Origin of the sequence: Williamsia soli (genome assembly GCF_017377795.1) — a bacterium.
Classification (GTDB): Bacteria; Actinomycetota; Actinomycetes; order Mycobacteriales; family Mycobacteriaceae; genus Williamsia; species Williamsia soli.
The window spans coordinates 802,761-827,922 of the sequence record NZ_JAFRDR010000001.1 but is presented as its reverse complement, the minus strand read 5'-3'; the positions used below and the strand labels follow the sequence as shown (position 1 = coordinate 827,922).

General features: G+C 64.9%; 26 protein-coding genes. 8 read left to right on the top strand and 18 right to left on the bottom strand.

Annotated elements, in window-relative coordinates; all coding sequences use genetic code 11:
* Positions 1 to 45: 45 nt before the first annotated feature.
* On the top strand, positions 46 to 816 hold the full coding sequence (locus J3S28_RS03710; RefSeq protein WP_207837661.1) for an alpha/beta fold hydrolase: 771 nt from the start codon (positions 46 to 48) through the stop codon (positions 814 to 816).
* A gap of 97 nt (positions 817 to 913) precedes the next feature.
* Positions 914 to 1,753 carry a hypothetical protein gene (locus J3S28_RS03705; RefSeq protein ID WP_207837659.1) on the top strand — a complete coding sequence of 280 codons (840 nt, stop codon included), beginning with the start codon at positions 914 to 916 and terminating at the stop codon, positions 1,751 to 1,753.
* An 82-nt stretch (positions 1,754 to 1,835) separates the two neighbouring features.
* On the opposite strand, the gene rlmB is transcribed toward J3S28_RS03705, so the two are convergent.
* From rlmB to J3S28_RS03675, 6 genes are all read right to left on the bottom strand, one after another.
* The gene (rlmB, locus tag J3S28_RS03700) at positions 1,836 to 2,798 is read right to left on the bottom strand and encodes a 23S rRNA (guanosine(2251)-2'-O)-methyltransferase RlmB (protein WP_084892453.1); all 963 of its coding nucleotides are present in this window, start codon (positions 2,796 to 2,798) and stop codon (positions 1,836 to 1,838) included.
* Between the two features lie 42 nt (positions 2,799 to 2,840).
* Complete coding sequence (gene cysS, locus J3S28_RS03695) at positions 2,841 to 4,253, bottom strand: cysteine--tRNA ligase (RefSeq protein ID WP_207837657.1); 1,413 nt, start codon at positions 4,251 to 4,253, stop codon at positions 2,841 to 2,843.
* 11 nt (positions 4,254 to 4,264) lie between these two features.
* Positions 4,265 to 4,729, bottom strand: a complete 465-nt coding sequence (ispF, locus tag J3S28_RS03690; protein WP_207837655.1) for a 2-C-methyl-D-erythritol 2,4-cyclodiphosphate synthase — start codon at positions 4,727 to 4,729, stop codon at positions 4,265 to 4,267.
* Positions 4,726 to 5,391 (bottom strand): 2-C-methyl-D-erythritol 4-phosphate cytidylyltransferase, encoded by a 666-nt coding sequence (gene ispD, locus J3S28_RS03685; protein ID WP_372435928.1) that lies wholly within the window; start codon positions 5,389 to 5,391, stop codon positions 4,726 to 4,728. Before ispD ends, ispF begins: the two co-directional genes overlap by 4 nt.
* A 19-nt stretch (positions 5,392 to 5,410) precedes the next feature.
* Positions 5,411 to 5,899: a CarD family transcriptional regulator gene (locus tag J3S28_RS03680; protein ID WP_020107769.1), complete on the bottom strand. Its 489-nt coding sequence runs from the start codon at positions 5,897 to 5,899 to the stop codon at positions 5,411 to 5,413.
* Between the two features lie 185 nt (positions 5,900 to 6,084).
* Positions 6,085 to 7,011, bottom strand: a complete 927-nt coding sequence (locus J3S28_RS03675) for a hotdog family protein (protein ID WP_237340940.1) — start codon at positions 7,009 to 7,011, stop codon at positions 6,085 to 6,087.
* 233 nt (positions 7,012 to 7,244) lie between these two features.
* On the opposite strand from J3S28_RS03675, the gene J3S28_RS03670 reads away from it, so the two are divergent.
* Complete coding sequence (locus J3S28_RS03670; protein ID WP_207837649.1) at positions 7,245 to 7,898, top strand: copper chaperone PCu(A)C domain-containing protein; 654 nt, start codon at positions 7,245 to 7,247, stop codon at positions 7,896 to 7,898.
* A gap of 99 nt (positions 7,899 to 7,997) precedes the next feature.
* Entirely contained in the window at positions 7,998 to 9,395 is a 1,398-nt protein-coding gene (gene radA / locus J3S28_RS03665; protein WP_207837648.1) for a DNA repair protein RadA, read from the top strand.
* A 13-nt stretch (positions 9,396 to 9,408) separates the two neighbouring features.
* Here radA and J3S28_RS03660 read toward each other — a convergent pair whose 3' ends face one another.
* A complete protein-coding gene (locus J3S28_RS03660; RefSeq protein ID WP_307796802.1) occupies positions 9,409 to 9,975 on the bottom strand; it encodes a PaaI family thioesterase in 567 nt (188 codons plus the stop codon).
* A 47-nt stretch (positions 9,976 to 10,022) separates the two neighbouring features.
* Between J3S28_RS03660 and disA the strand changes: the two genes are divergently transcribed.
* Complete coding sequence (disA, locus tag J3S28_RS03655) at positions 10,023 to 11,105, top strand: DNA integrity scanning diadenylate cyclase DisA (RefSeq protein ID WP_207837647.1); 1,083 nt, start codon at positions 10,023 to 10,025, stop codon at positions 11,103 to 11,105.
* A gap of 157 nt (positions 11,106 to 11,262) precedes the next feature.
* Here disA and J3S28_RS03650 read toward each other — a convergent pair whose 3' ends face one another.
* Together J3S28_RS03650 and J3S28_RS03645 are read right to left on the bottom strand one after the other, a co-directional pair.
* The gene (locus J3S28_RS03650) at positions 11,263 to 12,030 is read right to left on the bottom strand and encodes a hypothetical protein (protein ID WP_207837645.1); all 768 of its coding nucleotides are present in this window, start codon (positions 12,028 to 12,030) and stop codon (positions 11,263 to 11,265) included.
* 83 nt (positions 12,031 to 12,113) lie between these two features.
* Positions 12,114 to 12,767, bottom strand: coding sequence for a carbonic anhydrase (locus tag J3S28_RS03645; RefSeq protein ID WP_207837643.1), 654 nt, complete (start codon positions 12,765 to 12,767; stop codon positions 12,114 to 12,116).
* Between J3S28_RS03645 and J3S28_RS03640 the strand changes: the two genes are divergently transcribed.
* Complete coding sequence (locus tag J3S28_RS03640; RefSeq protein ID WP_207837640.1) at positions 12,766 to 13,659, top strand: iron-sulfur binding domain-containing protein; 894 nt, start codon at positions 12,766 to 12,768, stop codon at positions 13,657 to 13,659. The genes J3S28_RS03645 and J3S28_RS03640 overlap by 2 nt on opposite strands.
* Positions 13,660 to 13,668: 9 nt before the next feature.
* Here the strand turns inward: J3S28_RS03640 and J3S28_RS03635 are convergent, their stop codons facing one another.
* Positions 13,669 to 14,433, bottom strand: coding sequence for an alpha/beta fold hydrolase (locus tag J3S28_RS03635; protein WP_207838178.1), 765 nt, complete (start codon positions 14,431 to 14,433; stop codon positions 13,669 to 13,671).
* Positions 14,434 to 14,560: 127 nt separating this feature from the next.
* Here J3S28_RS03635 and J3S28_RS03630 point away from each other — a divergent pair, with 127 nt between their 5' ends.
* Positions 14,561 to 14,869 carry an antibiotic biosynthesis monooxygenase family protein gene (locus tag J3S28_RS03630; RefSeq protein ID WP_207837637.1) on the top strand — a complete coding sequence of 103 codons (309 nt, stop codon included), beginning with the start codon at positions 14,561 to 14,563 and terminating at the stop codon, positions 14,867 to 14,869.
* Here J3S28_RS03630 and J3S28_RS03625 read toward each other — a convergent pair.
* Positions 14,853 to 15,656, bottom strand: coding sequence for a putative protein N(5)-glutamine methyltransferase (locus J3S28_RS03625; protein WP_207837635.1), 804 nt, complete (start codon positions 15,654 to 15,656; stop codon positions 14,853 to 14,855). The two genes, J3S28_RS03630 and J3S28_RS03625, sit on opposite strands and share 17 nt — an antisense overlap.
* A gap of 99 nt (positions 15,657 to 15,755) precedes the next feature.
* On the opposite strand from J3S28_RS03625, the gene J3S28_RS03620 reads away from it, so the two are divergent.
* Complete coding sequence (locus tag J3S28_RS03620; protein WP_207837633.1) at positions 15,756 to 17,243, top strand: aldehyde dehydrogenase; 1,488 nt, start codon at positions 15,756 to 15,758, stop codon at positions 17,241 to 17,243.
* A 76-nt stretch (positions 17,244 to 17,319) separates the two neighbouring features.
* Here the strand turns inward: J3S28_RS03620 and J3S28_RS03615 are convergent, their stop codons facing one another.
* From J3S28_RS03615 to J3S28_RS03585, 7 genes are read right to left on the bottom strand one after another with little or no spacing between them, the layout of a single operon-like run.
* Positions 17,320 to 17,943: a hypothetical protein gene (locus tag J3S28_RS03615; protein ID WP_207837631.1), complete on the bottom strand. Its 624-nt coding sequence runs from the start codon at positions 17,941 to 17,943 to the stop codon at positions 17,320 to 17,322.
* The gene (locus J3S28_RS03610) at positions 17,944 to 18,927 is read right to left on the bottom strand and encodes an Rv1363c family protein (RefSeq protein WP_207837629.1); all 984 of its coding nucleotides are present in this window, start codon (positions 18,925 to 18,927) and stop codon (positions 17,944 to 17,946) included.
* Positions 18,894 to 20,372: an MCE family protein gene (locus J3S28_RS03605; RefSeq protein WP_207837627.1), complete on the bottom strand. Its 1,479-nt coding sequence runs from the start codon at positions 20,370 to 20,372 to the stop codon at positions 18,894 to 18,896. The genes J3S28_RS03610 and J3S28_RS03605 overlap by 34 nt, the downstream gene beginning before the upstream one ends.
* Positions 20,369 to 21,637, bottom strand: coding sequence for an MCE family protein (locus J3S28_RS03600; RefSeq protein WP_237340939.1), 1,269 nt, complete (start codon positions 21,635 to 21,637; stop codon positions 20,369 to 20,371). The genes J3S28_RS03605 and J3S28_RS03600 overlap by 4 nt, the downstream gene beginning before the upstream one ends.
* Entirely contained in the window at positions 21,637 to 22,902 is a 1,266-nt protein-coding gene (locus tag J3S28_RS03595) for an MCE family protein (RefSeq protein ID WP_207837626.1), read from the bottom strand. Before J3S28_RS03595 ends, J3S28_RS03600 begins: the two co-directional genes overlap by 1 nt.
* Complete coding sequence (locus tag J3S28_RS03590) at positions 22,902 to 24,095, bottom strand: MCE family protein (protein ID WP_207838174.1); 1,194 nt, start codon at positions 24,093 to 24,095, stop codon at positions 22,902 to 22,904. The genes J3S28_RS03595 and J3S28_RS03590 overlap by 1 nt, the downstream gene beginning before the upstream one ends.
* Positions 24,095 to 25,156 (bottom strand): MCE family protein, encoded by a 1,062-nt coding sequence (locus J3S28_RS03585; RefSeq protein ID WP_207837624.1) that lies wholly within the window; start codon positions 25,154 to 25,156, stop codon positions 24,095 to 24,097. The genes J3S28_RS03590 and J3S28_RS03585 overlap by 1 nt, the downstream gene beginning before the upstream one ends.
* Positions 25,157 to 25,162: the final 6 nt, after the last annotated feature.

The window sequence follows — 25,162 nt, the reverse complement described above, 5'->3', positions numbered from 1 at the left end:
TGATTTGCGAGGTCGACTGTCCGGTTTTCTGCAAAGATCGACGACATGAGCACCGAGTACACCGGATACGTGAAAATCAACCATCCCGTTCCCGACACGGAGATCTGGCACCAGGTCGACGGCGACGGCGCCCCCGTGGTCCTCCTGCATGGCGCGTTCTCCGCGGCAGCCGACTGGGGCGGCCAGTACCGACCGATCGTCGACGCCGGCTTCAAGGTGTACGTACCCGAGCGCCACGGCCACGGACACAGCGCGGACGTCATGGACGAGTTCCACTACGAGGCGATGGCCGACGAGACCATCGTCTATCTCGATGAGGTCGTGGGCGGTCCGGCTCACCTCGTCGGCTGGAGCGACGGCGCCGTCATCGCATTCCTGGTTGCTCTCAAACGACCCGATCTGGTGAATCGCATGGTCGTGCTCGGGCAATACCTGAACTCATCCGGCCGCGCTGCCGGTGGACTCCTCGACAGCATCGACGACATCGACTCCGAAATCGTGCAATTCCTCCGCCCTGATTACGCCGCGGCCGCACCCGAGGGTGACGACCATTTCCCTGTCGTATTCGAGAAGACCACCACGATGATCGCGAATGAACCCGAAATCGCGCTCTCAGATCTGAGTGTGATCACCGCACCGACTCTGGTGATGCAGGGCGATCACGACGAGGTGACGCTCGAGCACAGCGCGGAAATCGTCGGGGTATTGCCCAACGCGCGTCTCGCGGTCTTGCCTGGCACACACCTGATACCGATCGAAACCCCCGGCGTTGTCAATCCGGTCATCATCAATTTCCTCAATGGTGATCCGGCCTAACGCCTTTGCCCGGTAACGGGTGCCCCACCCCGCTACGATCACCTGAGCAGACATCCGAACTGCCTGAGTATCGACCCGAGATGGGGCCCCCGTAGCCGTGACAGACAATTCCACAACCAACGAGACCCATATCGTCGAACAGTCGAAAGGTCGTCGTATTCTCTCGGCGTTCCTCAATTCGCCGTTTGCCGGTCTTGCGCCTTGGATCCTGATGGCCTTCCTCAATGGACCCGGGCGCTTTGAAGAAGCGGCTGCAGCAGCCTTCGGCCTTTCCCTCCTGTTCGTCATCGGCGGGCATCGACGAGGCAGCAAGATCAAATTGCTCGAAGTCTTCGACGTCACCTACTTCGCGGCCATGGTGCTGCTCGCCCAGTTCGCATCGGCAGACATCATCGACTGGCTCGAGAAGTGGGGCGGCGAGATGACCAACATCGCCCTGGTCTCGTTTGCGCTCGTGTCGATCATCATCAGGCAGCCGTTCACGCTGCAGTACGCGAAGGAGCAAGCGCCGAAGGAAGTGTGGGACCACCCACTGTTCCGCCACATCAACTACATGATCACCTGGTCATGGGTGTTCGGCTTCGGTGTCGCTGCAGCAGCCGGTCTCTACGGTGATGCGGTTCTCGACGACAACAACAACTTCTGGACGGCCTGGATCATCCAGCTCGCGGGAACGGTTTTCGCGTTGTCGTTCACCGAGTTCTATCCCGACTACGCCTCCGACCGCGCACAGCAGAAGGCAGGCGAGGACGTAAGTCCGCAGTCCCTGGCCCGCCTGTGGGATTGGGTGCCCATCTTCGTCATCGTCACCGGCATCGCGGGTCTGGTCACCGATTCGCTGCACGAGGTCACCGGCATCGTCATCATCGTCGTCGGCATCATCATCAAAGTCGTCATGGGCAGGATCTGGCCGACGCCGAAAAAGACCCCCGCCTGACTCCCGTCTATCCGGAAATGGGTCCTTCTGGCGAAGCCGACCTGCGGCTTTGTTCGCCAGAAGGACCCATTTTGGGCGGGAGCTAGGAGCGGCGTTGTCTCGCGAACTCCGCGAGGACGACCCCGGCTGCGACGGAGGCGTTGAGGCTCTCGACGTCGCCGGCCATCGGGATCGACAGGATCGAGTCGCAGGACTCACGCACCAGGCGTGAGAGCCCCTTGCCCTCGGAGCCGACGACGATGACCGTCGGGCCGGAGCCGTCGTAGTCGTCGAGCGTCACATCACCGTCAGCGTCCAGGCCGACGAGCTGAACACCCGTTTCAGCCCATTCCTTCAGGGTGCGGGTCAGATTCGTGGCCTGAGCCACCTGCAGCCGGGCCGCGGCGCCCGCGCTGGTCCGCCACGCGACGGCGGTCACCGACGCACTGCGGCGAGCGGGGATCACCACTCCATGTCCACCGAACGCAGCCACCGAACGGATCACCGCGCCCAGATTACGGGGGTCGGTGATGTTGTCGAGCGCCACCAGCAAGGGGGGCTGACCCGAATCGATCGCGTATTGCATCAGATCTGTCGGGTGGGCGTAGCGGTACGGCGGCACCTGCAGCGCGATGCCCTGGTGCATGCCGTTGGTGCTCATCCGGTCGAGTTCGGGCTTCTGTACCTCGAGGATCGAGATACCCATGTTCCCGGCCAGCTGCACGGCCTCCGAGACGCGTTCATCGGCGTCGCCACCGAGGACGACGTACAGTGCCGTCGCGGGCACCTGGGCGCGCAGGCATTCGACCACCGGGTTGCGGCCGAGCACGTACTCGGGCTGCTCCGTCAGGGTCTTGCCGCGCGGCGTCCGTCCTCCGGAGGTCGCATTGCTCCTGGCGGCGGCCTTGGCCTTCTTGTGGGCCTGATGATAGGTCCGGTCAACGGCTTTCGGGGTTGCACCCCTGGCCTCGAGGCCGCGGCGGCGCTGACCGCCCGAGCCCACTGACTGACCTTTTTTGGTGCCGTCCTTACGGACCGCGCCCTTACGTCGTGAATTGCCGGCCATCAGCCAACCACCTTCCGCTGAATGTGCCCTGTGGCCCGCCGATCATCGGCCTGCCTCTGGATTGTCTTTCTTCTCGGTCAACGACCACTGCGGGCCATCCGGGGTGTCGATGACATCGATGCCCGCCCGTGCCAACCGATCTCGCACCTCGTCGGCGACCGCCCAGTTCTTCTCAGAACGCGCGGTGGTGCGCCGATCGAGCTCGGCCCGCACCAGCACGTCGAGCGCCTCGGTCAGGTCGGTATCGCTGCCGCCATCGGCCCAGTGCTCGGCCAGCGGGTCGACCCCGAGGATGTCGAGCATGGCCCGCACCGACGACGCCGATTCGAGCGCGGTCGCATGGTCGCCGTTCTCGAGCGCGATGTTGCCGGTCTTGACCGTGCCGTGGATGTGCGCCAGCGCAGCCGGGACCCCGAGGTCATCGTCGAGCGCAGCCGCGAACTCCGCGGGCACGTCACCGACCGGAACCGCACCCACTCGCGAAACGGTGCGCTGCACAAACGATTCCAAGCCGCGATAACCTCGTGCAGCGTCTTCGACGGCATGTTCGGAGTATTCGAGCATCGACCGGTAGTGGGCACTACCGAGGTAGTACCGCAGTTCGACTGCCCGAAAGCGTTGCAACATGGCGGGAATGGCGACGACATTGCCGAGGGACTTCGACATCTTCTCGCCCCCCATGGTGACCCAGCCGTTGTGCAACCAGTAGCGTGCGAACGGATCCCCGGCCCCGTGGCTCTGCGCCAGCTCGTTCTCGTGATGAGGGAAGACGAGATCCATTCCGCCACAGTGGATATCGAACTCCGGACCAAGCAGCGACGTCGCCATGGCCGAGCATTCGAGATGCCAGCCCGGCCGGCCGCGACCCCACGGAGTCGGCCACGAGGGCTCGTCGGGCTTCGCACTCTTCCATAGGGTGAAGTCGCGGGCATCGCGCTTACCGGTGCCGGCACTCTCCCCTTGATGGACATCGTCAAGGCGGTGCCCGGACAAGGACCCGTACGCGGGCAGGCTCAGCACATCGAAGTAGACATTGCCGTCGGAGGCATACGCATGCCCGCGCTCGATGAGCCGCTCCATGTATTCGACCATCTGGGTGATGAACCCGGTGGCCCGCGGTTCGGCCGACGGCGCCAAGACACCCAATTGGTCGTAGGCCCAGTTGAACTCGCGCTCGTGAGTCGCCGCCCATTCCCACCAGGGACGCTCGTTGTCGGCGGCCTTGCGGAGGATCTTGTCGTCGATGTCCGTCACATTGCGCACGAATGCCACGTCGAAGCCCTTGTACGCCAACCAGCGCCGCAACACATCGAAAGCGATACCGCTGCGGACGTGCCCGATGTGCGGGACCCCCTGGACGGTGGCGCCACACAGGTACACCGAAACATGGCCGGGACGCAACGGCGTGAATTCACGCACGTCTCGGGTGGCGGTGTCGTAAAGGCGCAGGGTCACGATCCGCAATCCTACTTGTCGAGTAGCAGGGCTGTGGCCACGGCAGCGATCCCCTCACCGCGGCCGGTCAAACCCAGACCGTCGGTGGTGGTGGCGGATACCGAAACCGGTCCGCCGAGCAACTCCCCGAGAACGTGCTGGGCCTCGGCGCGCCGAGGGCCGATCTTGGGGCGATTACCGATGACCTGGACAGCAGCGTTACCCAATCTGAATCCGGCTGCGTCGAAGAGCTCCCGGACGTGCGTGAGCATCGCGGCGCCACTGACCCCGTCCCATTCCGGCCTGCCGGTACCGAACACCGACCCAAGGTCGCCGAGTCCGGCAGCGGAGAGCAGCGCGTCGCACAGGGCGTGAGCAGCCACGTCGCCGTCGGAGTGGCCCTCGCAGCCGTCGTCGTCGGGAAACAACAACCCTGCCATCGCGCACGGTTTGCCCACGGCGATCGGGTGCACGTCGGTCCCGATACCAACCCTCATGCACGGGCCCGTTCGTGCAGCAGCCACGTCGCGAGCCGCAGGTCCCACGGCGTGGTGATCTTGAACGCCAGCGGATCGCCGGGGATGACCTGCACCGGGATGCCCTGCGCCTCGACGAGACCGGCGTCATCGGTGAAGTCGGCACTCGCTGCGGCGTATGCGGCGTCGAGCATGGCGGCGTCGAACCCCTGCGGCGTCTGTACTGCCCGGAGAGGGCCGCGGTCCACCGTGCCGGTCACCGCACCTGCGGGATCGACGGACTTGATGGTGTCGACGACGGGCAACCCGGGCACGACCGCGGGGGCGCCGGCCGTCACGGCCGCAACGACGTCGGCAAAAAGAGAAGGAGGGGTCAGAGCGCGGGCAGCGTCATGGACGAGCACCACGTCGGACGCAGGTGCCGCAGCCAGGGCCGCACGTACGGAGTCTGAGCGCTCCGCACCGCCGGCGACCACGATCACCTCGGGGAATTGAGATTGCACCTGCTCGACGAGGTCGAGCGGTACAGAGAGAACCAATGCGTCGACGACCCCGCTGGCCTGCGCACCACGCACTGCGTGATGCAACATGCTGTGACCGGCGAGGTCGACGAAAGCTTTGGGAAGTCCCGCGCCGAGCCGCTCTCCGCGGCCGGCGGCCGGGATCAACGCGACTGTAGACACCAGAACCTTGCTGCTTCGGTCAGGAAGCGGCGGCGAGAACCTCATCGAGGATGATGGAGGCTTTCTCGTCGTTGGTGTTCTGTGCCAACGAGAGCTCGTCGACCAGAACACGGCGAGCGCGGGTCAGCATCCGCTTCTCACCTGCGGACAATCCCCGATCCTGCTCGCGACGCCACAGGTCACGCACGATCTCGGCCACCTTGATGATGTCACCCGAGATGAGCTTCTCCTGGTTGGCCTTGAACCGACGCGCCCAGTTCGTGGGCTCCTCGGTGTGCGGCGCCCGGAGGACGTCGAAGACCTTGCCCAGTCCTTCTTCCCCGACGACGTCGCGGACACCCACGTACTCGAGCTTCGTGGATGGAATCTGAACTGTCATGTCACCATCGGCCACCTTCAAAACGAGGTACTCGACGGCCTCGCCCTTGATGGTTCGGGTCACAATGTCTTCGACCAGTGCGGCACCGTGATGGGGGTAGACAACGGTGTCACCAACTTTGAAATTCAATGTTCCATGCCCCTTTCGATTTGCCCAGTCTAGCACGGGACGTTCCAAGTCATCAGCCAACGGTGCAGGTCAGCGGCATACCAGCGGTTTCGCAAACCTTGACGGCACCTGAAAAGTGTGCTGGCACATAGCCCGAACCAAGCCGCCGACGAACCGGATGAGGCTAGGCGCCGGTCGTCGATCGGTCACCTGTCCACACGCTTGTCCAAGCCCGCTGAACCCCGCATGGTGACCGTCGTCAACGCGAGTAGCCGGCCGCCGTCGCCGGCATCGACCAGACCGATGTTCACGACGCAGTGATCGCTCGCGTCACGGACCACGTCGGCGTACGACCTCGCCGGTCCGACCCGCACCTGTGAGAGGTAGTGCAACTGCATGTCCGTCGCGACGAATCCCGGGCGTATCGCGTGCGCTGCCGCCTCGACGAGCAGCGCCTGAGCACCGCCCTGGATGGTGCCGATCATGTTGGCGACAAAGGGCGAGAGGTCGAGTTCGATGATCCCGGCCGCCGGGTCGACGACCCGCATCCCCAGACGGGAGTAGATGTCCCCTTCAACAGGTTCGATGTCGCGCTCGCGGAGTTTGCCGATCCATTCCTCGGGTTTGTAGTCGTCGGCGCCGGTCGCCGCGGTCCGAGGCAATCGGACGAAGGTCACCAGCGCCCGGCCGGCGAGAACCGGCCCCTCCCCCGACGCTGCAGCGCCGTCGATCGCCCGCGCGAACTCACCGAGATCGGTCATACCGCGTCCGTCGTACACGTCGGCGGACACCACGACCGCCTTCTTGCCGACCCGTACGAGGTTGCTGTCGATCAGGACCGGACCTTTCCGCACAGCTTCCGAAGCGTGCAACGACAGATTCTGGGTGGCAGTCCAATCGGGTGCGGAGACCGACAATGCCGGATCCGAGGTCACGTAGTCGACCAACGTCAGCAGGAAGCCCAGCGAGGCGGTGCCGGCCGGCGACCGCATCTTGTCGGTGAACTCGCTGCGCATCAACGAGCGCTCACGGGTCGGCTGGAACGAGGCGAGACCGAAGTCGGAGGCGAAGCTGCGGCTGCTCAACGTCACGCGCGACGACGACACGATCTCGGTAGTGACATTCTCGTTCATGAGAATCATCATGCCTCTTCGGTCGGAGAACGAACCAACCGAGGTCAGCAACGAGCCGCAGACCGGGCGAAAGACGAAAATGCATCGATTTCACGACCCGGACAGACTTTCCCGGGCAACGCCCACTACGCTCCGTAGTGCACGCACTGTGTGTTCGGACGCACCGGGATCTCCCGGCGACCGAACCGGGACAGGGCGCGCGTTGCATCAGGACCTACCTCGGAGGAAAACCGGTGTCAGTGCAGAAAGTTTCGGCCCAACCCACGGGTTCTCGGTCGCTGCGGAACGTCCGGCGCAGTCGATTCGTCTCGGCAGTGGCCGCCGCAACCATCGCGTCAGGCCTGCTGATCGGCACCACCGCGTGCGGCGCCGGGCAGATCGCGCAGACGGCCGACCAGGCCCCCGCGATCAACGGCAACGAAATCGACGCCGGACCTCTGGCACTCCGTGATGTACACATCGTCTTCCCGAAGGACGGCAGCACTCAGGCGTTCGTCGACGGCGGACCCCTGGAGATGGCTTTCCTGATCTCCAATGGCAGCCCCGACACCACCGACACGCTCGAAGGCATCTCGTTCGCCGACGGCAGCGGTCAGGTCGAGATCGAAGGCCGCAGGACGATCGGACCCAACCAGTCCCTGCGCGCCGGCGAGCCCGCGCTGCTGCTCACCACGAGCAACGAGCCGACAGACCCCAGCGAAGAGCGCATCACCGTCACCGTGACCGGCGCACCGCCGAGCCTGACGCCCGGCCTGACCGTCCCGATGGTCTTCGACTTCGAGAAGGCCGGCGAGACCACCATCTCCGTCCCGGTCGACGCCGGTGCCATCCTCCCGCGCCAGGACCATCCGCGCGGGGTCGAAGAGGCTGAGGGCGAAGCCCACTAGCACTCCGATCTTGGTGGGTTCTGGCGATTATTTCCCCAGGTGGGTGTCGCCAGAAGCCACCATTTCCGGGTTGTCGGACGGCGCCGCTAGAGTTGCCCGGTGGCCAAGACCAAAGCAACGTACCGGTGTAGCGCGTGTGGCTATCAGGTCGCGAAATGGCTTGGACGTTGCCCTGATTGCGGCGAGTGGGGTTCGGTAGGCGAGGTCGCGACCATCGCTGCCGGTACCTCCGGGATCGGCGGCGGCAAATCGCCCACGCTTGCAACGGTTCCCGGCACGCCTGCGCGGCCGATGTCCCAGATCGACGCCACCAATGCGGCGGCCTTCTCCACCGGTATCGGTGAGCTGGATCGTGTTCTGGGCAAAGGGATCGTCCCCGGGTCGGTGCTACTGCTCGCCGGGGAACCCGGTGTCGGCAAGTCCACGCTGCTGCTCGAGGCGGTCAAGCAGTGGGCACTACAGGGCAGGCGCGCCCTCTACGTCACCGGCGAAGAATCCGCGGGACAGGTGCGTCTGCGCGCCGAACGCACCGGAGCCGTCCACGACGAGATCTACCTCGCCGCCGAATCCGATCTCGGCGCTGTCCTCGGCCACGCCGAGGCCGTCATGCCCTCGCTGATGATCGTCGACTCCGTCCAGACGATGGTCGCGCAGAGCGTCGATGGCGTCAACGGTGGAGTCACCCAGATCCGCGCTGTCACAACCGCTCTGACGTCACTGGCGAAGAACTCTGGTATCGCCGTCGTCCTCGTCGGGCATGTCACCAAAGACGGCACCGTAGCCGGGCCGAGGTCCCTCGAGCACCTCGTCGACGTGGTCCTGTCCTTCGAGGGAGACAAGCACTCGACCCTGCGGATGGTCCGCGGGATCAAGAACCGGTTCGGGTCGGCCGATGAGGTCGGCTGTTTCGAACAGCGCGAAGACGGCATCCACGAGGTCACAGATCCGTCCGAATTGTTCCTGCACCACCGCGACATCGGTGTGGCGGGCACTGCGATCACCGTGGCGATGGACGGCAAGCGGCCACTGCTCGGAGAGGTGCAGGCGCTGGTCTCGAAGTCGAGCCTGGCCAACCCGCGCCGCGCCGTCGTCGGTATCGATTCGGCAAGAGTGGCAATGATTTTGGCGGTCTGCGCCGCCCGCGCCAATCTCCCGACGTTCGATCAGGACGTCTACGTCGCGACTGTCGGGGGCATGAAGATCAGCGAACCCGCCGCAGACCTCGCCGTCGCGCTCGCTCTCAGTTCCATCCTCGCCGAGCGGTCACTGCCCGGGTCGATGGTCGCGCTCGGCGAGATCGGTCTCGCCGGTGAGGTGCGCCGCGTCGCGGGGGTAGGTCGGCGGGTGGCAGAGGCGAAGCGGCTGGGCTTCAAACACGCCATCGTCCCGGCCGGATCACTCGATCTTCCCTCCGGCATAAAGATCACCCAGGTCGCTGATCTGCAGACCGCTATGCGCGTCGCCCTCAGGGGCCCCTCGAGCCCCTACTCGTTCTAGTGTGTGGCTTCCTCTAGGCTCCGCCGCTTCGTTCTCTGCGGGCCACCTTGTCGGCATAGAAGTCCGCGGCACTGCTGGCGGCAAAACTGTCCTTGTAGTGCTCGAGTGGCTTGATCTTGATGAAGAGCGCGTGGGCGGCCCCGACCGGTTCCGTGTCGTCGCCCAGGTACGCAACCGCGCGGGTGTACAGCTTGCGACGGACCTCACCGATGCATTCGGCCTCGATGCGCAGCTCGCTGCCGATCGGTATCGGCTTCGCGAAGTCGATCTCGAGATGGGCGGTCACCGCGATTGCGCCGACCATCCACTGCGCCAGGCCCATTGCCTCGTCGAACGCGGTCGAGAGAATGCCGCCGTGGATCACCCCGGGTCCGCCTTCGAAACGTGCCTCGACCTGCATGCGAGCGGTGAGGTTGACCCCTTCGCCTGCAACGGCCTTGAGCTGCAGACCGGTCGGCGCATCCTCTCCGCATCCGAAGCACATCGGGTTGTGCGCCCGCACTGCCCCACCCGCCGCAGGAGCCTTCGGCGAGCGCTGTGAGGGGACCAGGTCGTCGGGCAACACGAAAGAGGTTTTCACAGACAGCTAATCTAGTCTCCACCTGCTTCATGACAGAAAGGCGCCTCATGGCTGAGGTTCCGGCCTCGGACCTGCTTCGCACGACGATTGCCCGGCTGGCGCCCGGCACCCCGTTGCGAGACGGCCTCGAACGTATCCTGCGCGGCCGTACCGGTGCCCTGATCGTCATCGGACACGATCCCGAGGTCGAACGCATCTGCGCCGGCGGCTTCCACCTCGACGTCGCGTTCGCCCCGACCCGGCTTCGCGAGCTCTCGAAGATGGACGGTGCGGTGGTGCTGTCCACCGACGGGAGCCGAATCGTGCGCGCCAACGTGCAACTCGTCCCCGATCCGTCAATTCCCACCGAGGAGTCCGGAACCCGGCACCGATCGGCCGAGCGGACCGCGATCCAGACCGGTTATCCCGTCATCTCGGTCAGCGCGTCGATGTCGATCGTGAGCGCCTATGTCGCCGGGATCCGTTACGTCGTCGAGGGTTCGGACGCGATCCTCTCCCGCGCGAACCTGGCGGTGGCAACCCTGGAGCGGTACAAGACCCGCCTCGACGAGGTCAGCGCACAGCTGTCGCGATCGGAGATCGAGGACTACGTGACGCTGCGCGACGCCATGACCGTCGTGCAGCGCCTGGAGATGGTCCGGCGGGTTCGCGACGAGATCCAGCACTACGTCCTCGAACTCGGTGTCAACGGCCGTCAGCTCAGTCTGCAGCTGGAGGAATTGGTGGGCGACAACGACTCTCAGCGAGAGCTGGTGGTCCGGGACTACTTCGCGAGCCCTGAACCCGCCAGTACGCAAGAAGTCGAGCAGGCGTTGGCCGCGGTGGAAGAACTCACCGACGAAGACCTGCTGGACCTGACCGCACTCGCCCGGGCCTTTGGTTATCCCAACACGATCGACGCCCAGGACATCGCGATGAGCCCCCGCGGCTACCGCTTGCTCGCACGGATCCCCCGGCTGCAGTTCGCGCACATCGACCGCCTGGTGCGTAGCTATGGGACGCTGCAAGCGTTGCTGGCGGCCACCGCGGCTGATCTACAAGCCGTCGAAGGCATCGGCAGCATCTGGGCCCGCCACATCCGTGAGGGCCTCTCCCGCCTGGCCGAGCTGAGCATCGAACGCTTCGACTGAGACGCCCGAAGGTCAGAGCGAGCGCAGCGACGCGAGGACCTGGGAGGTGTGGCCCGCGTGCTCTGGACGGAGGAGCGATGGAGCGCAGCGACTGAGTCGACGTAGGAAGAGCTCGCGATCGGCGGCCACACCGACAAGCGAGCGGAGCGAGCCAACACTACTGCGCGGCGGGGCGGTCCACGTTGAATGTGATGGGTGCGCTGGCTTTTTCGCCGATCCTCGCAATGGCTTGGTACGAACCCGGCGCGACCGGCTGCCGCGGGGTCTCGCAACCGGGGGTGCTCGTGGTGCCGGACCAGTCGATGGTGTCTTTGACCTGTTGTCCGGGTTTGAGCAGCTGGTTGTTCACACCTTCGACAGGTGCGCAGTCGCCGGAGGCCCAGATGCGGCGGTCGCCTGCGAGGTTGAGCACCGTGACGCTCTGCATCGCCTTGCCGACGTCCCGCGTGCATTCGGAGAGCCCGGCGTTGGTGACGGCGATCGTGAAGATCGGCTGTTCACCTTCTGTGTATGCGGGCTTGTCGGTGTAGAGCACCACCGAGATGTTCTGGTCGGGGCACAGTCCGCTTGCGGGGACAGGTTGCGGTGTCTCACCGGCAGGGGTGCCGCCGGGGATGCCCGGTTCACCTGCTGCAGGGGACTCACCGGGGGCCGCGACATCGCCGCCGCCGCCACCGCCGGAACCGCCGCTGACCCCGGGCACACCCGACGCCGATGCCGACGGATCGCTGTATGCCGAGGGCAGCGCGTAACTGGGGGTGCCTGAGAGGTCAGTGGAGTTCGCGGTGTTCTTGCCACCGCCGTCGCTGGTCACCCAGAAGATCAGGCCGATGATCACTGCGAGCACGACCACCAGGACGCCGACCGCCAGTGCGCGTCGGCGCCAGTAGATTTCCGGTGGCAAAGGGCCCTGAGGATCTAGCACACCCTGACGCTAGTGGCCGGTAGTCACCCAAGGGCTGACCACGCGCGGCGTGTCGCAATTAGGCGAGTGTCAGGCGTCTCAGCTCACGCGTTGATGCTGGGCGTATCCGGGTCGCTGGTGTCTTCGCCGACGTCGCCCAGGGTGCCGCGGAGACGGACCTTGCCCTCGGCCAGTTCGTAGGTCAGGCCGACGATGCCGACCTCACCTTTCTCGACCCGGTCGGCGATGAAGCGACTGCGCTGGACCATCAGCCGCCCGGTCTCTTTCACGTGGCGCGCCTCGAACTCGTCGACGCGGGTGAGCCCTTCACTGCGGCCGGCGAGGATGCTCGGCGTCACGCGTTCGACGACGTCGCGGATGAAGCCGCCGGGGATCTGGAGGTCGTCGAGTGCGTCGAGTGTCGCGCGCACCGCACCACAACTGTCGTGGCCGAGGATCGCGATGAGCGGCACGCCGAGCACCTCGGTCGCGTACTCGATCGATCCGAGCACCGCCGAGTCGATGACGTGACCGGCCGTGCGGATGACGAACATGTCGCCGAGTCCCTGATCGAAGATGATCTCGGCCGCCACGCGCGAGTCGGCGCAACCGAACAGCACCGCCTTGGGGTGCTGGCCGCCGGTGAGCCGGTGGCGGTCCTCGATACCCTGGCTGGGATGAGCCGACTTGCCTGCCACGAAACGTTCATTGCCTTCGCGCAGCTGTGTCCACGCCTGCGCCGGAGTTGTCTGAGCCATGGGTGACATTGTGCCTCGTCCCGATCCGGTCGCGCCGGGCAAGCTCCTCGGCTGGTTCGACGTCGCCGAGCGAGACCTGCCGTGGCGCCGGGACGGCGTGACCGCCTGGCACATCTTGATCAGCGAAATCATGCTGCAGCAGACCCCCGTGTCGCGGGTGGCGCCCATCTGGGAGCAATGGGTCGAGCGGTGGCCCGTGCCGTCGGCCATGGCGGCTGCGCCGGTCGGCGAGGTGGTGCGCGCGTGGGGCAAGCTCGGCTACCCGCGGCGGGCGATGCGGCTACACGCCTGTTCCGCGGTCCTCGCCGCCGACCATGGCGACGTGGTGCCCTCGGACGTGGACGTGCTGCTGACCCTGCCCGGAATCGGCGATTACACAGCACGGGCAATCGCCTGTTTCGCATACGGACAGTCCGTTCCGGTGGTCGACACCAATGTGCGAAGGGTGATCGCCAGGGCAGTTCATGCCCGCGCCGAACCAGGCAATCCGGCCCGCGCTGATCTCGTCGACGCCCAACTGCTGCTGCCCGACGATTCTCGGGCCCCACGTTTCTCGGCCGCCTTGATGGAGCTCGGCGCACTCGTGTGTGTCGCGAAGAATCCGCGGTGCGAGCGCTGTCCACTGACGGACTGCCGGTGGGTGGCAGCGGGGTCGCCTGCGCATTCCGGGCCGGCCCGCAAGGTTCAGAAGTTCGCCGGCACCGATCGACAGGTCCGTGGTCTACTGCTCGATGTGTTGCGCGGCAGCGACATCCCCGTCCCGCGAGATCAGCTCGACGTGGTGTGGACCAAGGACACCGGGCAGCGCGACCGCGCACTGGATTCACTGCTCGTCGACGGCCTCGCCGAGATCACTGCCGACGGCCGATTCGCGCTCGCGGGCGAGGGGTGATCTGCGCGATCAGGGTTTGAAGTACTTGTTCCGCCAGGGGGCGGGACGCCCACACAGGAATGCCTCGACAGCGCCGCGGTATTCGTCCGGGGCATCGTCGTGCACGAGATGGCTCGCGTTCGCGACCTTGATGTAGATCGATTCCTCTTTCGCTGCTGCCATGGCCTCCATCTGACCCGGAGGTGCGACGCTGTTGCCCGCCTCGATCAGCAGACTCGGCGCCGAGACCTGGCGCCACTGGTCCCAGAACTCCCGCCGGCCCCACTCTTCGGCGATGTGCGCCCAGATGTCGAGGCGGCCGTGCAGGACTCCGTCGTCGAACGCCTCGTAGAAATAGCGCCCGGCGATGTCGCCGAACATCGTCTGCGCGTGCTCCAGGGACGTGAACTCAGGTGGCCAGGAGTCGAACCAGGGCTGCCAGCCCTCGGTGGTGCGACCCCGGAAATCAGGCGCCATGTCCTCGACCACGAGCGCAGACACCAATTCCGGATACTCCGCCGCCACGCACCACGAATGCAATGCGCCCATCGAGTGGCCGATGAGGACCGCGGGCCCCATGTCGATCCAGGTCAGCACCTCGGCGAGATCGGCGACGAACCGTTCGGTGGAGAGTTCTTCGGGCGATGTGGGCGGTGCGACGTCGCGGCCCGTGTGCCAGGCCGCATCAAAGGTGAAGACCCGGCCGTACCGCCGCAACCACGGGATCTGCCGCCGCCACGTCCGTCCGCGACCCATCAGCCCGTGCACCAAGACGATCGGCGGCTGATCTGGCATCCCGCCGTAGTCGATGAATCCCGTGTCCGCACTCACGAGGTAGAACGTTATCCGGACGGGACGGTATCGCCCATCGCACCTTGCAGCAGGCGTCGGGAGCGCCGCCCGCGGCGGTAATGTGACGCGCATGGCTGTTGTGAAGATAAACGCGATCTCAGTTCCGGAAGGTTCCGGACCCGAATTGGAGAAGCGGTTCGCCCATCGCGCCCACTCGGTGGACGGGTCGCCGGGGTTCCTCGGATTTCAGCTCCTGCGTCCGGTCAAGGGCGACGATCGCTATTTCGTCGTGACGCAATGGGAGTCGGAAGAGGCCTTCGCTGCCTGGGCCGCCGGACCCGCCCGGGAAGCACACGCCGGGGAACGCGCCAAGCCTGTCTCCAGCGGCGCCGACCTGCTCGAATTCGAAGTCGTACTGGACGTCAAGCCCGGCCAGTAGCGTCGCGGGTCCCGACGACGGCGACGGCCCCTCTGTGGTCGTCGCGGCGGATCGACGCCTCGAACCCGGCGACCTCAAAAATCTGCCGCGCCGTATCTGCCTGGCTCTCACCGATTTCCATCACCAGGTGCGACGGCCGGGCCATCCACGGCGCCGATTCATCGGCAACCCGCCGCAGCAGATCGAGCCCGTCGGCACCGCCGTCGAGAGTCGCCTGCGGTTCGTGAACGCGGGCCTCGGGCGGCATCGTCGCGATGGCTGAAGTCGGGACGTACGGTGCGTTGCACACGACCAGATCGATCCGGCCCCGCATGGTCTGCGGTAGCGCCTCGAACAAATCGCCGAGGTAGACCCGGCCGCGGCCGGCCAGGTTGACGCCGGCGCACTCCGTCGCGATCGGGTCGATGTCTGCGGCGATGATCGCCGCGTCAGGCAGCCGGGCGGCGAGTACCGTCCCGAGGGCCCCGGAACCGCAACACAGATCGACCACCGTCCCCGCCGGGGCAGCGAGTTCGGTGGCGATCTCGACCAGCAGCACCGACCGCTGCCTCGGCACGAACACCCCGGGCATCACCGACACCCGGAGTCCGCCGAACTGGACCGCTCCGACGATGTACTCCAACGGTTCGCCTGCGATGCGGCGTTGCACCAGCTGCTCGAGGATCACCGGATCCGCGGCGGCGGCGAGCAGGATCTGTGCTTCATCCTCGGCAAAGACGCAGCCGGCCGCTCGCAGACGAGCGACAAGACTTGCCAACAACGCCTCAGACCTGGCGGTTTCCGTCATTCACCCGAAGGTAGCGCATGTGGGTGCCGCCAACTCCATTCCCCAGAACTGGAACGTGTTCTAACATTGGCGGGAACGCAATAACCCAACGGAGGACCAATGACGGACACTGCGCACGCCGCACCCACGACCTCGCATGACTTCTCTCAGCTCTACATCGGCGGCACCTGGGTCGCCCCGCATTCGTCCGACGTCCTCGAGGTTTACTCTCCGGCCACCGGGCAGCGCGTCGGCAGCACTCCACCGGCCGACGCCACCGACGTCGACACCGCAGTGCAGACCGCTCGAGCCGCCTTCGAATCCGGCGTCTGGCGGAACACCTCGCCGCAGGATCGGGCCGCAGTTGTCGCGAAGGTGGCCGATCTGATCGACGAGCGCGGTGCGGAGATCGCCGAGCTGGTGTCGTCGGAGATGGGCGCTCCCCCACTGGCGGTCGCAACCCTGCAGCAGCTACCGGCGACCGGTGTCCTGCGCGAATATGCCAAGGCTGCAATTGATTACACCTGGCACGAGTATCGCGACGGCCTCTTCGGCAAGACTCAGATCACCCGCGAGCCGGTAGGCGTCGTCGGCGCGATCACCGCCTGGAACGTACCGCTGTTCCTCATCTGCAACAAGCTGGGCCCCGCCCTGTCCGCGGGCTGTTCCGTGGTGCTCAAGCCTGCCCCCGAAACGCCGTTGTCGGCCAACCTCATCGCGGAACTGTTCACCGAAGCCGGCCTGCCAGAAGGGGTTCTGTCGGTGATCCCCGGCGGCCCCGACACCGGTAAGGCGCTCGTCGCACACCCCGACGTCGACAAGATCACCTTCACCGGATCGACCGCAGCCGGCCGTGCGATCGGCGCAGCATGTGGTGAGCAGCTCAAGCGTTGCTCCCTGGAGTTGGGCGGCAAGTCTGCCGCCATCGTGCTGGCCGACGCCGATCCCGCCGAGATCGCAGGCATGTTGACGTTCACCGGCCTGATGAACACCGGGCAAGCATGCGTCGCCCAGACCCGCGTCCTGGTGCCGAGCGCCAAGCGCGACGAGATCGTCGCCGCGATGATCGAGGCAGCCAAACTCCTCAAGCCGGGACTGCCCGACGATCCCGAGGCCCAGCTGGGACCCCTGATCACCGAGAAGCAGCGCACCAAGGTCGAGGACTACATCCGCCAGGGCAAGGAAGCCGGCGCCACCGCAGTCCTCGACAGCGTCCGGCCGGAAGGCCTGGAATCCGGATACTACTTGAGCCCAACAATTTTCACCGGCGTCACCAATGACATGACCATCGCCCGGGAGGAGATCTTCGGACCGGTCATCTCGGTGATCGACTACGAGACCGAAGAGGAGGCCGTCGCGATCGCCAACGATTCCGAATACGGTCTCGCAGGTACGGTGTGGACCGCCGACGTCGAACGCGGACTGCAGATCGCCGCCCAGATCCGCACCGGAACCTATGGCGTCAACTGGTACGCAATCGATCCGGGCTCCCCCTTCGGTGGATACAAGAACTCCGGCATCGGACGTGAGAACGGACCCGAGGGCCTCGAGTCCTACCTCGAGCACAAGTCGGTCATCCTGCCGATGGGATACGACCCGAACGCGTAGTCAGCATCTCCTCCGACTGCAGTCAGGCCCTCCGGTTTCGATCGGAGGGCCTGACTGGTGTCTGGGGGTATCGCACTCAGGGAGTGGGAACCGGCTCAGGCGTGGGAGCCGGTGCCGGGGCCGACGACGCGGGTGCCGGGGCCGGGACGGTGGACGCACCGGGCTTGTCGGCTTCCTCCGCAAGGCGGGCCTTCACCGAGTCATCGGTGAGGATGTCGATGTTCGTGACCTTCCACTGATCACCCGACCGCTCCATCGAGTACTGCAACCGGCTCGCATTGACCGAAACCAGGTCCTTGCCGCCTTTGGTGACCGACTGGTTCATGAAGATCAGCAGCAGTGCTGTGTCGCGGGTGGAAGTGACCACGCCGGCGTCCTGGATGGACACCTCCGACTTGACCTGTTGCTTCTGCACTTCGGCAACGAGGTTCGACTCCTTGATGATCTCGTCGTATTGCTGCTCGGCAGCGCCCGACAGAGACTTCTTGGTGTCTGCCACATGCTGCTCGACGTTGTCGGGCTGATACCCGAACATCACTGCCGCGGTCTGCTTCCCGGCGTCGAGCGCCTCGCCGCGCGCATCCTCGGCCAGTTTGGTGTCGCGGTAGTCGAGACCCACGATCGTCGTGATGATCGCTCCGGCCACCAGCAAGGCGACGGTCAGCACGGACACGGTCCACATCCAGAATCGACGCGACATCTAGGTCACCCACTCGACGTTGGTGAGTTTGGGTTCGCCGTTGATCATGGTGATTTCCAGTTTCCACCGGAAGACCTGCAACACGGTCTGTTGCTCTGGGACGTTGGGCTGGTTCATCTCCCAGCTGAAGACCATGATGACGGTCGCAGTGTCGGCGTCACTTGCGGTGACGGCCTCGGAGATCACTGCACCCCTGGTCGAGACGTTCTCGGACTTGATCATGTTGACGGTCTGCTCGACCGACTGTCCGACCTGCTCCATCGCCTTGCCGCTGGTGTCGTCCTGGAACGACTTGATCGAGGCGTCGATGTTCTCCGGGTTGAGTGTCGTGAGGTTGGTGACCATCTGCCGTGCGAACGCCGAATACCCGGCCCGCAGATCGTTGCGGTCGTCGATCTTGTCTGTGCCCAAAACGAAAAACGTCGATGCGACGACCATCGCGGCGATGAGCGCGATGGCGGACACCGCCGCGACCACCACTCCGAGTCCACGAACCCTCGCTCGCTTCTTCCCCGGTCCGGTCTTGCCCCTGCGCAGGGATCCCCTGCTCTTGCGCGGCCCGTCGTCGCTGGGCCCACGGCCCGCGGATCGACGTTCCCGGTACGAAACTCCGGGCGCGACGATTGCGGCGTCATCGCTCTCCGACGCCGACTCCGGTACCGGCTCATTGGCTTTGTTCAAGTCCACGGCGGGAACCACAGGAGTGGTCGCCGCCGGCTCGGACTTCGGGGCCGGCTTGCGCTTGCGGCCCAGCGGCGCCGACTTGACCGGCTTACCGGCGGGAGTCGGCTTACCTGTCGGGCTCGGTTTACCTGAGGGGCTCGGTTTACCTGAGGGGCTGGGCTTCCCTGTGGGACTCGATTTACCGGCAGGGGTCGACCTGCTGCGCTGGGCGTCTTCCGGTGGACCCGCGGGGCGACGAGCCCGGCGACGCTGCGTCGACGGGCGAGTCACCTCACGGTCCCCGTGATCAGGCTCTGCCATTGGCTGTTGTCTTCCTGAGGTTGTGCGCCGGGATCGGAGGTTCCGGAACGTGGTGCACCGGTCCCACCACTCGTACCAGAAGTCGTCGCAGACCCCGTTCCAGCGTTATAGGTCTTGCCGTCGGGACCGATGTAATCGCCGCTGACGGGGTCGTAGGTGGTCGCGTACACCGATGGGCTGCCGTCGTCCGCTCCAGGATTCGCGTTGGTCAAGAATCCCTGCGGGACATCGATTCCCGGGAGTCCCTGTGGCAGCGGAACGTTCTCGCCGAGTGGCACGTAGCCGGTCTCACATTCTGCGGGGGTCGATGCACGACGGCCGGGGAGTTCGACACACGGGTAGTTTCGGGTACCGCGAACCCCGAGGTTGGAGTCCTGCGGCACGCGGCACAGCATTCCGGGCGGTAGATCGCGAGGAGTCTGTGCCGACGCGTTGCGGTCCGAGGTCATCGGCAAGAATCCGACCGTGCAGGTACCCGGATCCTGGAATCCGAGCGCGAAGTCGACGTTGGCGCCGTTACGGGCGTCTTCCGAGTTGAGCGCGGTGATCAGCGCCGCGATCAGCCGGGGGTAGATCACCACGATCTGGCGCAGATTCGGGTGATAGATGGCCAGGGTCCGAGAAACCGTATTCAGGTTCGAGAACAGCAGCGGCAGCGTCTGATTCATCGACGCGAACAGCTCCTGGGTCTGCTTCGCAACACCCGGGCCCTTGTTCAGGATGTCCTTGAGCTGTGGGTCGTTGGCCCGCAGCTGATCGGTCACCGCGGACAGGTTCGCCGTCCACGCGCGGATGTCTCCGACGGTTGCGGTCTGGGACTCGAGCAAGGGAGCCGCCTGCTCGATCAACTTGACGATCGCCTCGGAGTTCTCGTTCGCGTCGCCGACGAGCAACGCCATCGAGTCGAGTAGCCGTTGCAGGTCCTCGCCGGTGCCGTTGAACGCGTTGAACGCCTCGTCCATCACCCGCCGCAGCTTCGTATCCTGCACCTGCTCCAGCAGATTGTTGGTCTGATCCAGCAAGGTGCCCACCTCGACCGGCACCGTGCCGTTCTCGATCACCGCACCGTTCTTGATGTTGCCAGTGGCCTCAGTCTCCGGGTCTGGCAGAAACTCGAGGTACTGCTCGCCGACCGCGGAGACGCTGTGCACGGACGCAATCGAATTGTTCGGAATCTTGGTGTCGGAGTTGATCGACAGCTTCGCCACCACTCCCTCTTCGGTCAGCGTCACCGATTGCACCTTGCCCACGTCCACGCCGCGGTAACTGACGTTTCCGTTCTGGTACAGCCCACCGGTGCTGGGGAGTTCGACCTCGACGTTGTATTCCCCGACACCCACCATGCTGGGGACGCGAATGTAGAAGACCGCAACCGCGATCACCGCGATCACGGTGACGATCGAGAAGATGATCAGCTGCATGCGGACGAAAGGCGTGATTCTCATGGGCCTTCCTCCCCTGTCGGTTGCGCTCCTGCTACAGGCGCTGGAGTTTGGGGCGGCGGATCATCGGTCAACGGTCCGGTGAACGGGTTGTCGCCTCGGCCCGCGGCGCCGGCGGGTTTGCCGAACATGCCTTCTGGACCGTAGAACTGGCTGGCCACCCCGACGCTGGCGAGGGCGCCGCGTTGCAGGCGTCCGAACGTGAGGTCGAGGTTGATGACGGCGTTGAGGTAATCACCGCGGACAACCTGCGGGATGGCCTGCTCCGCGAACGGGAAGGTCAGCAGGATGCCCAGGGATTGGGTCAACGACGGCCCTGTGGACTGCAATTGATCGAGAACCGGGACGAGGTTGCTGGTGAGCACCTCGATGTCCTCGGAGTTCGCCTGCAGGATGTCATCGGTGGTGCGGCTCATCCGGCTCAATGCGCCCAGCGCGTCGGTGAAATGCACCCGCTGATCGACGAGTAGTTTCAGGATCTTCGGCCCGTCGGCCAGCGCTTTCTCGACGACAGGCGCCTGCTCGTTGATCTTTCCCGTCAGCCGGTCGAGCCCCTCCATCGCTCGGATGATGTTCTCGCGCTGGTCGTTCAGCTCGCCGACAAGGGTGTTCAAGCGTGGGACCAGATCCCGCAATACATCCTGCCGCCCGGCCAGGGCGGCGTTCATCTCGTGAACGATGTCGCCGACCTGCGCCAGCCCGCCACCGTTCAGAACGACCGACAGCGAGCTGAGAACCTGCTCAGTGGTCGGGTACGTGCATGCGGCGACCTGCTGCGCCGAGTTGATGTCCGGGATCGGCTCCTCGTTGGTCGGCGGGGCGATGTTGTCCTGCTCGGGACAACTCGTCGCAGGTATCTGCTCGCCCGGCGACATGGTGCCCTTGTCCGCGTTCTCGGGCTGCACGATCTGCAGGTTCAAGGACCCGAGCACACTGGTGAGGCCGACCATGACATAGGAGCCGACCGGGACCTGGGTGCCCTTGTTCAGTCGCAGGGTCAGCTCTGCCTGCCAGTTCTTGACCTCGATCTTGCCGACGCTGCCGACGGTGGCGTCGTTGATCAGGACCGGTGCGTTCTGAACGAGGTTGGCAGCGTTCGGGATCATGGCCATCAGTTCATAGGAACCGTCGCCCGTGCCCTCGGCCCCAGGGACGGGCAAAGAGTTGAGACCGTCGAAGGAGCAGCCGGTGACGACGAGGGCGGAACTGACCACCACTGCACCGATCACGTTGCGCAGAGCGCTGCTGCGACGCGACATCCCGCGCATCAGCCCTCACCCCCGAACGGCACCAGCAACTGCGCGAGCCCCGGGTTGTTGTATTTCTTGCGGGTCTCCGCGTCCTGATCGCGAATGCTCTGCTGCGCGCGGGCTTTCACACTGGCGTTCTGATACTGGATCTGGTCGGGCCTGGCGTCGATGCCGGACACCGGGTTGATCAGGGCCGGCGGATAGTTGACCGAGATGGACGCGAGTACCGGCGCGAGCACGTCGACGCACTTCTCGACGTCGGCTTCCTGGCCGGGACGATCGTTCGCCTGGATGGACCCGCACAACAGGTTGATCAGGTTGCCTCCCATACCGAGTCCGAAGATGCCGGAGAGCGAGCCCTGGAGCGGGTTGTAGATGTTGTAGAAGTTCGACAGCTGAGTAGGTCCGGAGTGGAGCAATCCCCGGATTTCCTGGTCCTTCTGGGCGAGCACGTTCGTAGCGTCGCCGAGTCGGGCGATGGAGTCGCTGAGGGTGGCGCCGTTGGTCTCGATGAACGATTTCACGTCGGTCAACGCGGTGTCGAGGTTGGTCAGCGCGCCGTTCAGACTGTCGGTGTTGTCGGCCAGAACCTGACTGACTGACGCGATTCGGCCGTTGAACTGGACCAGTTGCTCGGAGCTCTTCGACAACGCTTCGGTGAGCGCCTGGAGGTTCCGGATGGAGTTGAACAGGTCGTCGCGACCGTCCGCCAACGTGCTCGTCACGTCCGAGAGTTGTTGCAGTGACTGCCGGATGGCCGTGCCGTTCCCGTTCAGGTTCTCGTCGGCGACGTCGACGAGGTTCGCGACGGAGCCGGGATCGGCGCCATCGGGGCCGACGGCCTCGGTGAGTTTGCTCAACTCGGCCTTGACCTCATCCCATTCGACCGGAACCGCGGTCCGCTCCATGGGGATGGAGCCACCGTCCTTCAGAGCGGGACCGCCTTCGAACACCGGTGTCAACTGGACGAACCGGCCGGACACCAGTGACTGCGCGACCACGACCGCCTCCGCGTCGGCGGGAATCTCCTGATCGCGATCGACCTTGAGTTCCACCTTCACGTCGCCGTCGCGTGGGGTGATCTTCCCGACCGTCCCCACCGTGACACCGAGAACCTTGACGGCGTCGCCCTCGTACATCGCGTTGACGGTGGAGAAATACGCGTTGTACGTCTTGTAGCTGACCTTCTGGTAGCCGACATACACGACAGCGAGTGCCACGACCACGGCCACCACGATCGCGGTCGACATCCAGAAACGCTTGCTCAGTCGTCCCATCCCCATCACCCGTTCGGTCCTGGATAGCGGGGTGCCGGGGCGGGCGCGATCGTCGAGTTCGGATCGTTGGCCGCATCCGGTCGGGTCGTGATCGCCGGCGGGATCGGGAATGCGAACTGGAATGCCCGGTACGCCTCAGGATATTTCTGCTGCATGATGTTCAAGAAGACGTCCGTGTAGTCGCCAAAGGTGGCGATGCCGACCAGCGACGAGAAGTACGGACCACTGGCCACCGCTTCACCGAGAGTGTTTGCGTACGGTCCCAATTCATCGAGGGTCTGTCCCAGCTCCACCTGATTGTCCTGCAGGATCGCGAGGACACCGTTCAGCTGTTCCAGGACCGGCTTGAGTTGAGCGTTGTTGTCGGCGATGAAGCCACTGATCTGAGCCGTGACGTTCTCGGTGCCCGAGATCAGTTGTCCGAGTGCATATCGACGGGCCTGCAACTCGCCGAGCAACGAGTTCGCGTCCAGCAGCAGGGTGTTGATCTGTCCACTGCGCTTGGCGATCACATCGGTGACGTTGCTGGCCCGGCTCAAGAGTTGCTCCAGCGACTCGTCCCGGTCAGCGATCGCCTTCGACAGCCGTGCGATGCCGTCGACGGCCGAGCGCACCGACGTCGGAGTGTCGGAGAACGTGTCCGACAGCGTGTTCAACGCGTCGTTGAGCTGATCGGTATCCGTTTCTTCGATCGTATCGGTCGCGCCTTCGAGCGCATCGGTGAGAGAGTAGGGCGCCACGGTGTTCTGGCTGCCGATCTCATCACCTGGCTTCAGCTGGCCGGTTCCGCGGGGTATCAACGTCAAATTTCGACGGCCGAGCACGGTCTCGGTCTTGATGGCAGCTTCGCTGTTCTTGCCGACCCGCACGGTGTCGCTCATGTTGAAGGTGACCTTGGCCTTGGTGCCGTTGTCGGTGCTCGCCAGTGAAATCCCCTGGATGGTACCGACGTTCACTCCCGAGACGACCACGATGTCACCGCTGGCCAGACCGCCCGCATCATCGAAGTAGGCCGTGTAGACACTGCCGTTTGCCAGGAACGGCAATTTGTCCATCTGCAGCGCGACGATGACGACCAGGGCGGCGATGACGACTCCGATGAAACCGACGCGAGCCCGATCGGGCTCCCCGCGCTTGCGCCGGCGGGCGTCATCGGCCTCGTCGGTCGCCGTGCGTTGTCCTTTGAACAGAGCGGCCATCATTTGGGATCACACCTCCCGCCCGGATTCTGTTTGACACCGGTGGTGTCGATGTTGTTCCACACGATCTCTTGGCCACCGGGGGCGGTGAAGATGATGTTGACCTGGCACAGCCAAATCTGCAGCCACGCGCCATAACTACCGAGATTCGACAGCGTCTTGAAGTCGCCGGGCAGCCTGCTGATCAGACCGCGCACGTAGTCTTCGCCTTTGAGGACCTCACTCGAGACCTGTCCGGTCGCGGTGATCATGGACTTGAGGTCCGCCCGATTGGTGGCCAGTACGTCGGTCAGGTCGTTGGTGACCTCAGAGGTGTTGGTGACCGCTTCTCCGATGACGTCCCGCTGCGAATCCAGCCCCGAGATCAGCAACTGCAGCTGATTGAGCGAACTGTCGAATCCGGCGTTGTCGGCGTCGATGATGCCGAGCGTGGTGTTGAGGTTGTCGATCACTTGGCCGATCAACTGATCGCGGTCGGCCAGAGAGTCGGTGAATGTCGCTGTGTTGCGCAGCAACTCGTTCAACGCAGGTCCCTGTCCCTGGAACACCTGGACCAGAGATGCCGACAGCTCGTTGACCTCTTTCGGATCAAGGGTGCGGAACAGTGGCTTGAAACCGCCGAGGAGCTTGTCGAGGTCGAGCGCCGGCTCAGTCTGGGTGATCGGGATCGACCCGCCGTCGCCGATGAGATCGGTGGGATCCCCGGTCCCCTCTTGCAATTCCAGGAACCGATCGCCGGTGAGGTTCTCGTAACGGATGAGCGCTCGGGCAGCCTTCGGGAGCCGGTACTTCTCGCTGACGTCGAACTCGACCACGGCTTCGTTGTCGGGGTTGAGACCGACAGAGCCCACCTTGCCGACCTCGACACCGGCGATTCGCACCTTGCTACCCGACTTGAGCTGGGACGCACTGGTGAAAGTCGCCTGGTAGCCGTAGGTGGACCCGCTGCGGTACTGGCTGAACACGACGACAAGGGCCACGAAGATCAGCAGCATGACCACTGCGAAGGTGCCCAGCTTGATGACGGTGGCGCGAAACGCGCGCTCCCTCGAGACTGCCATCTCACA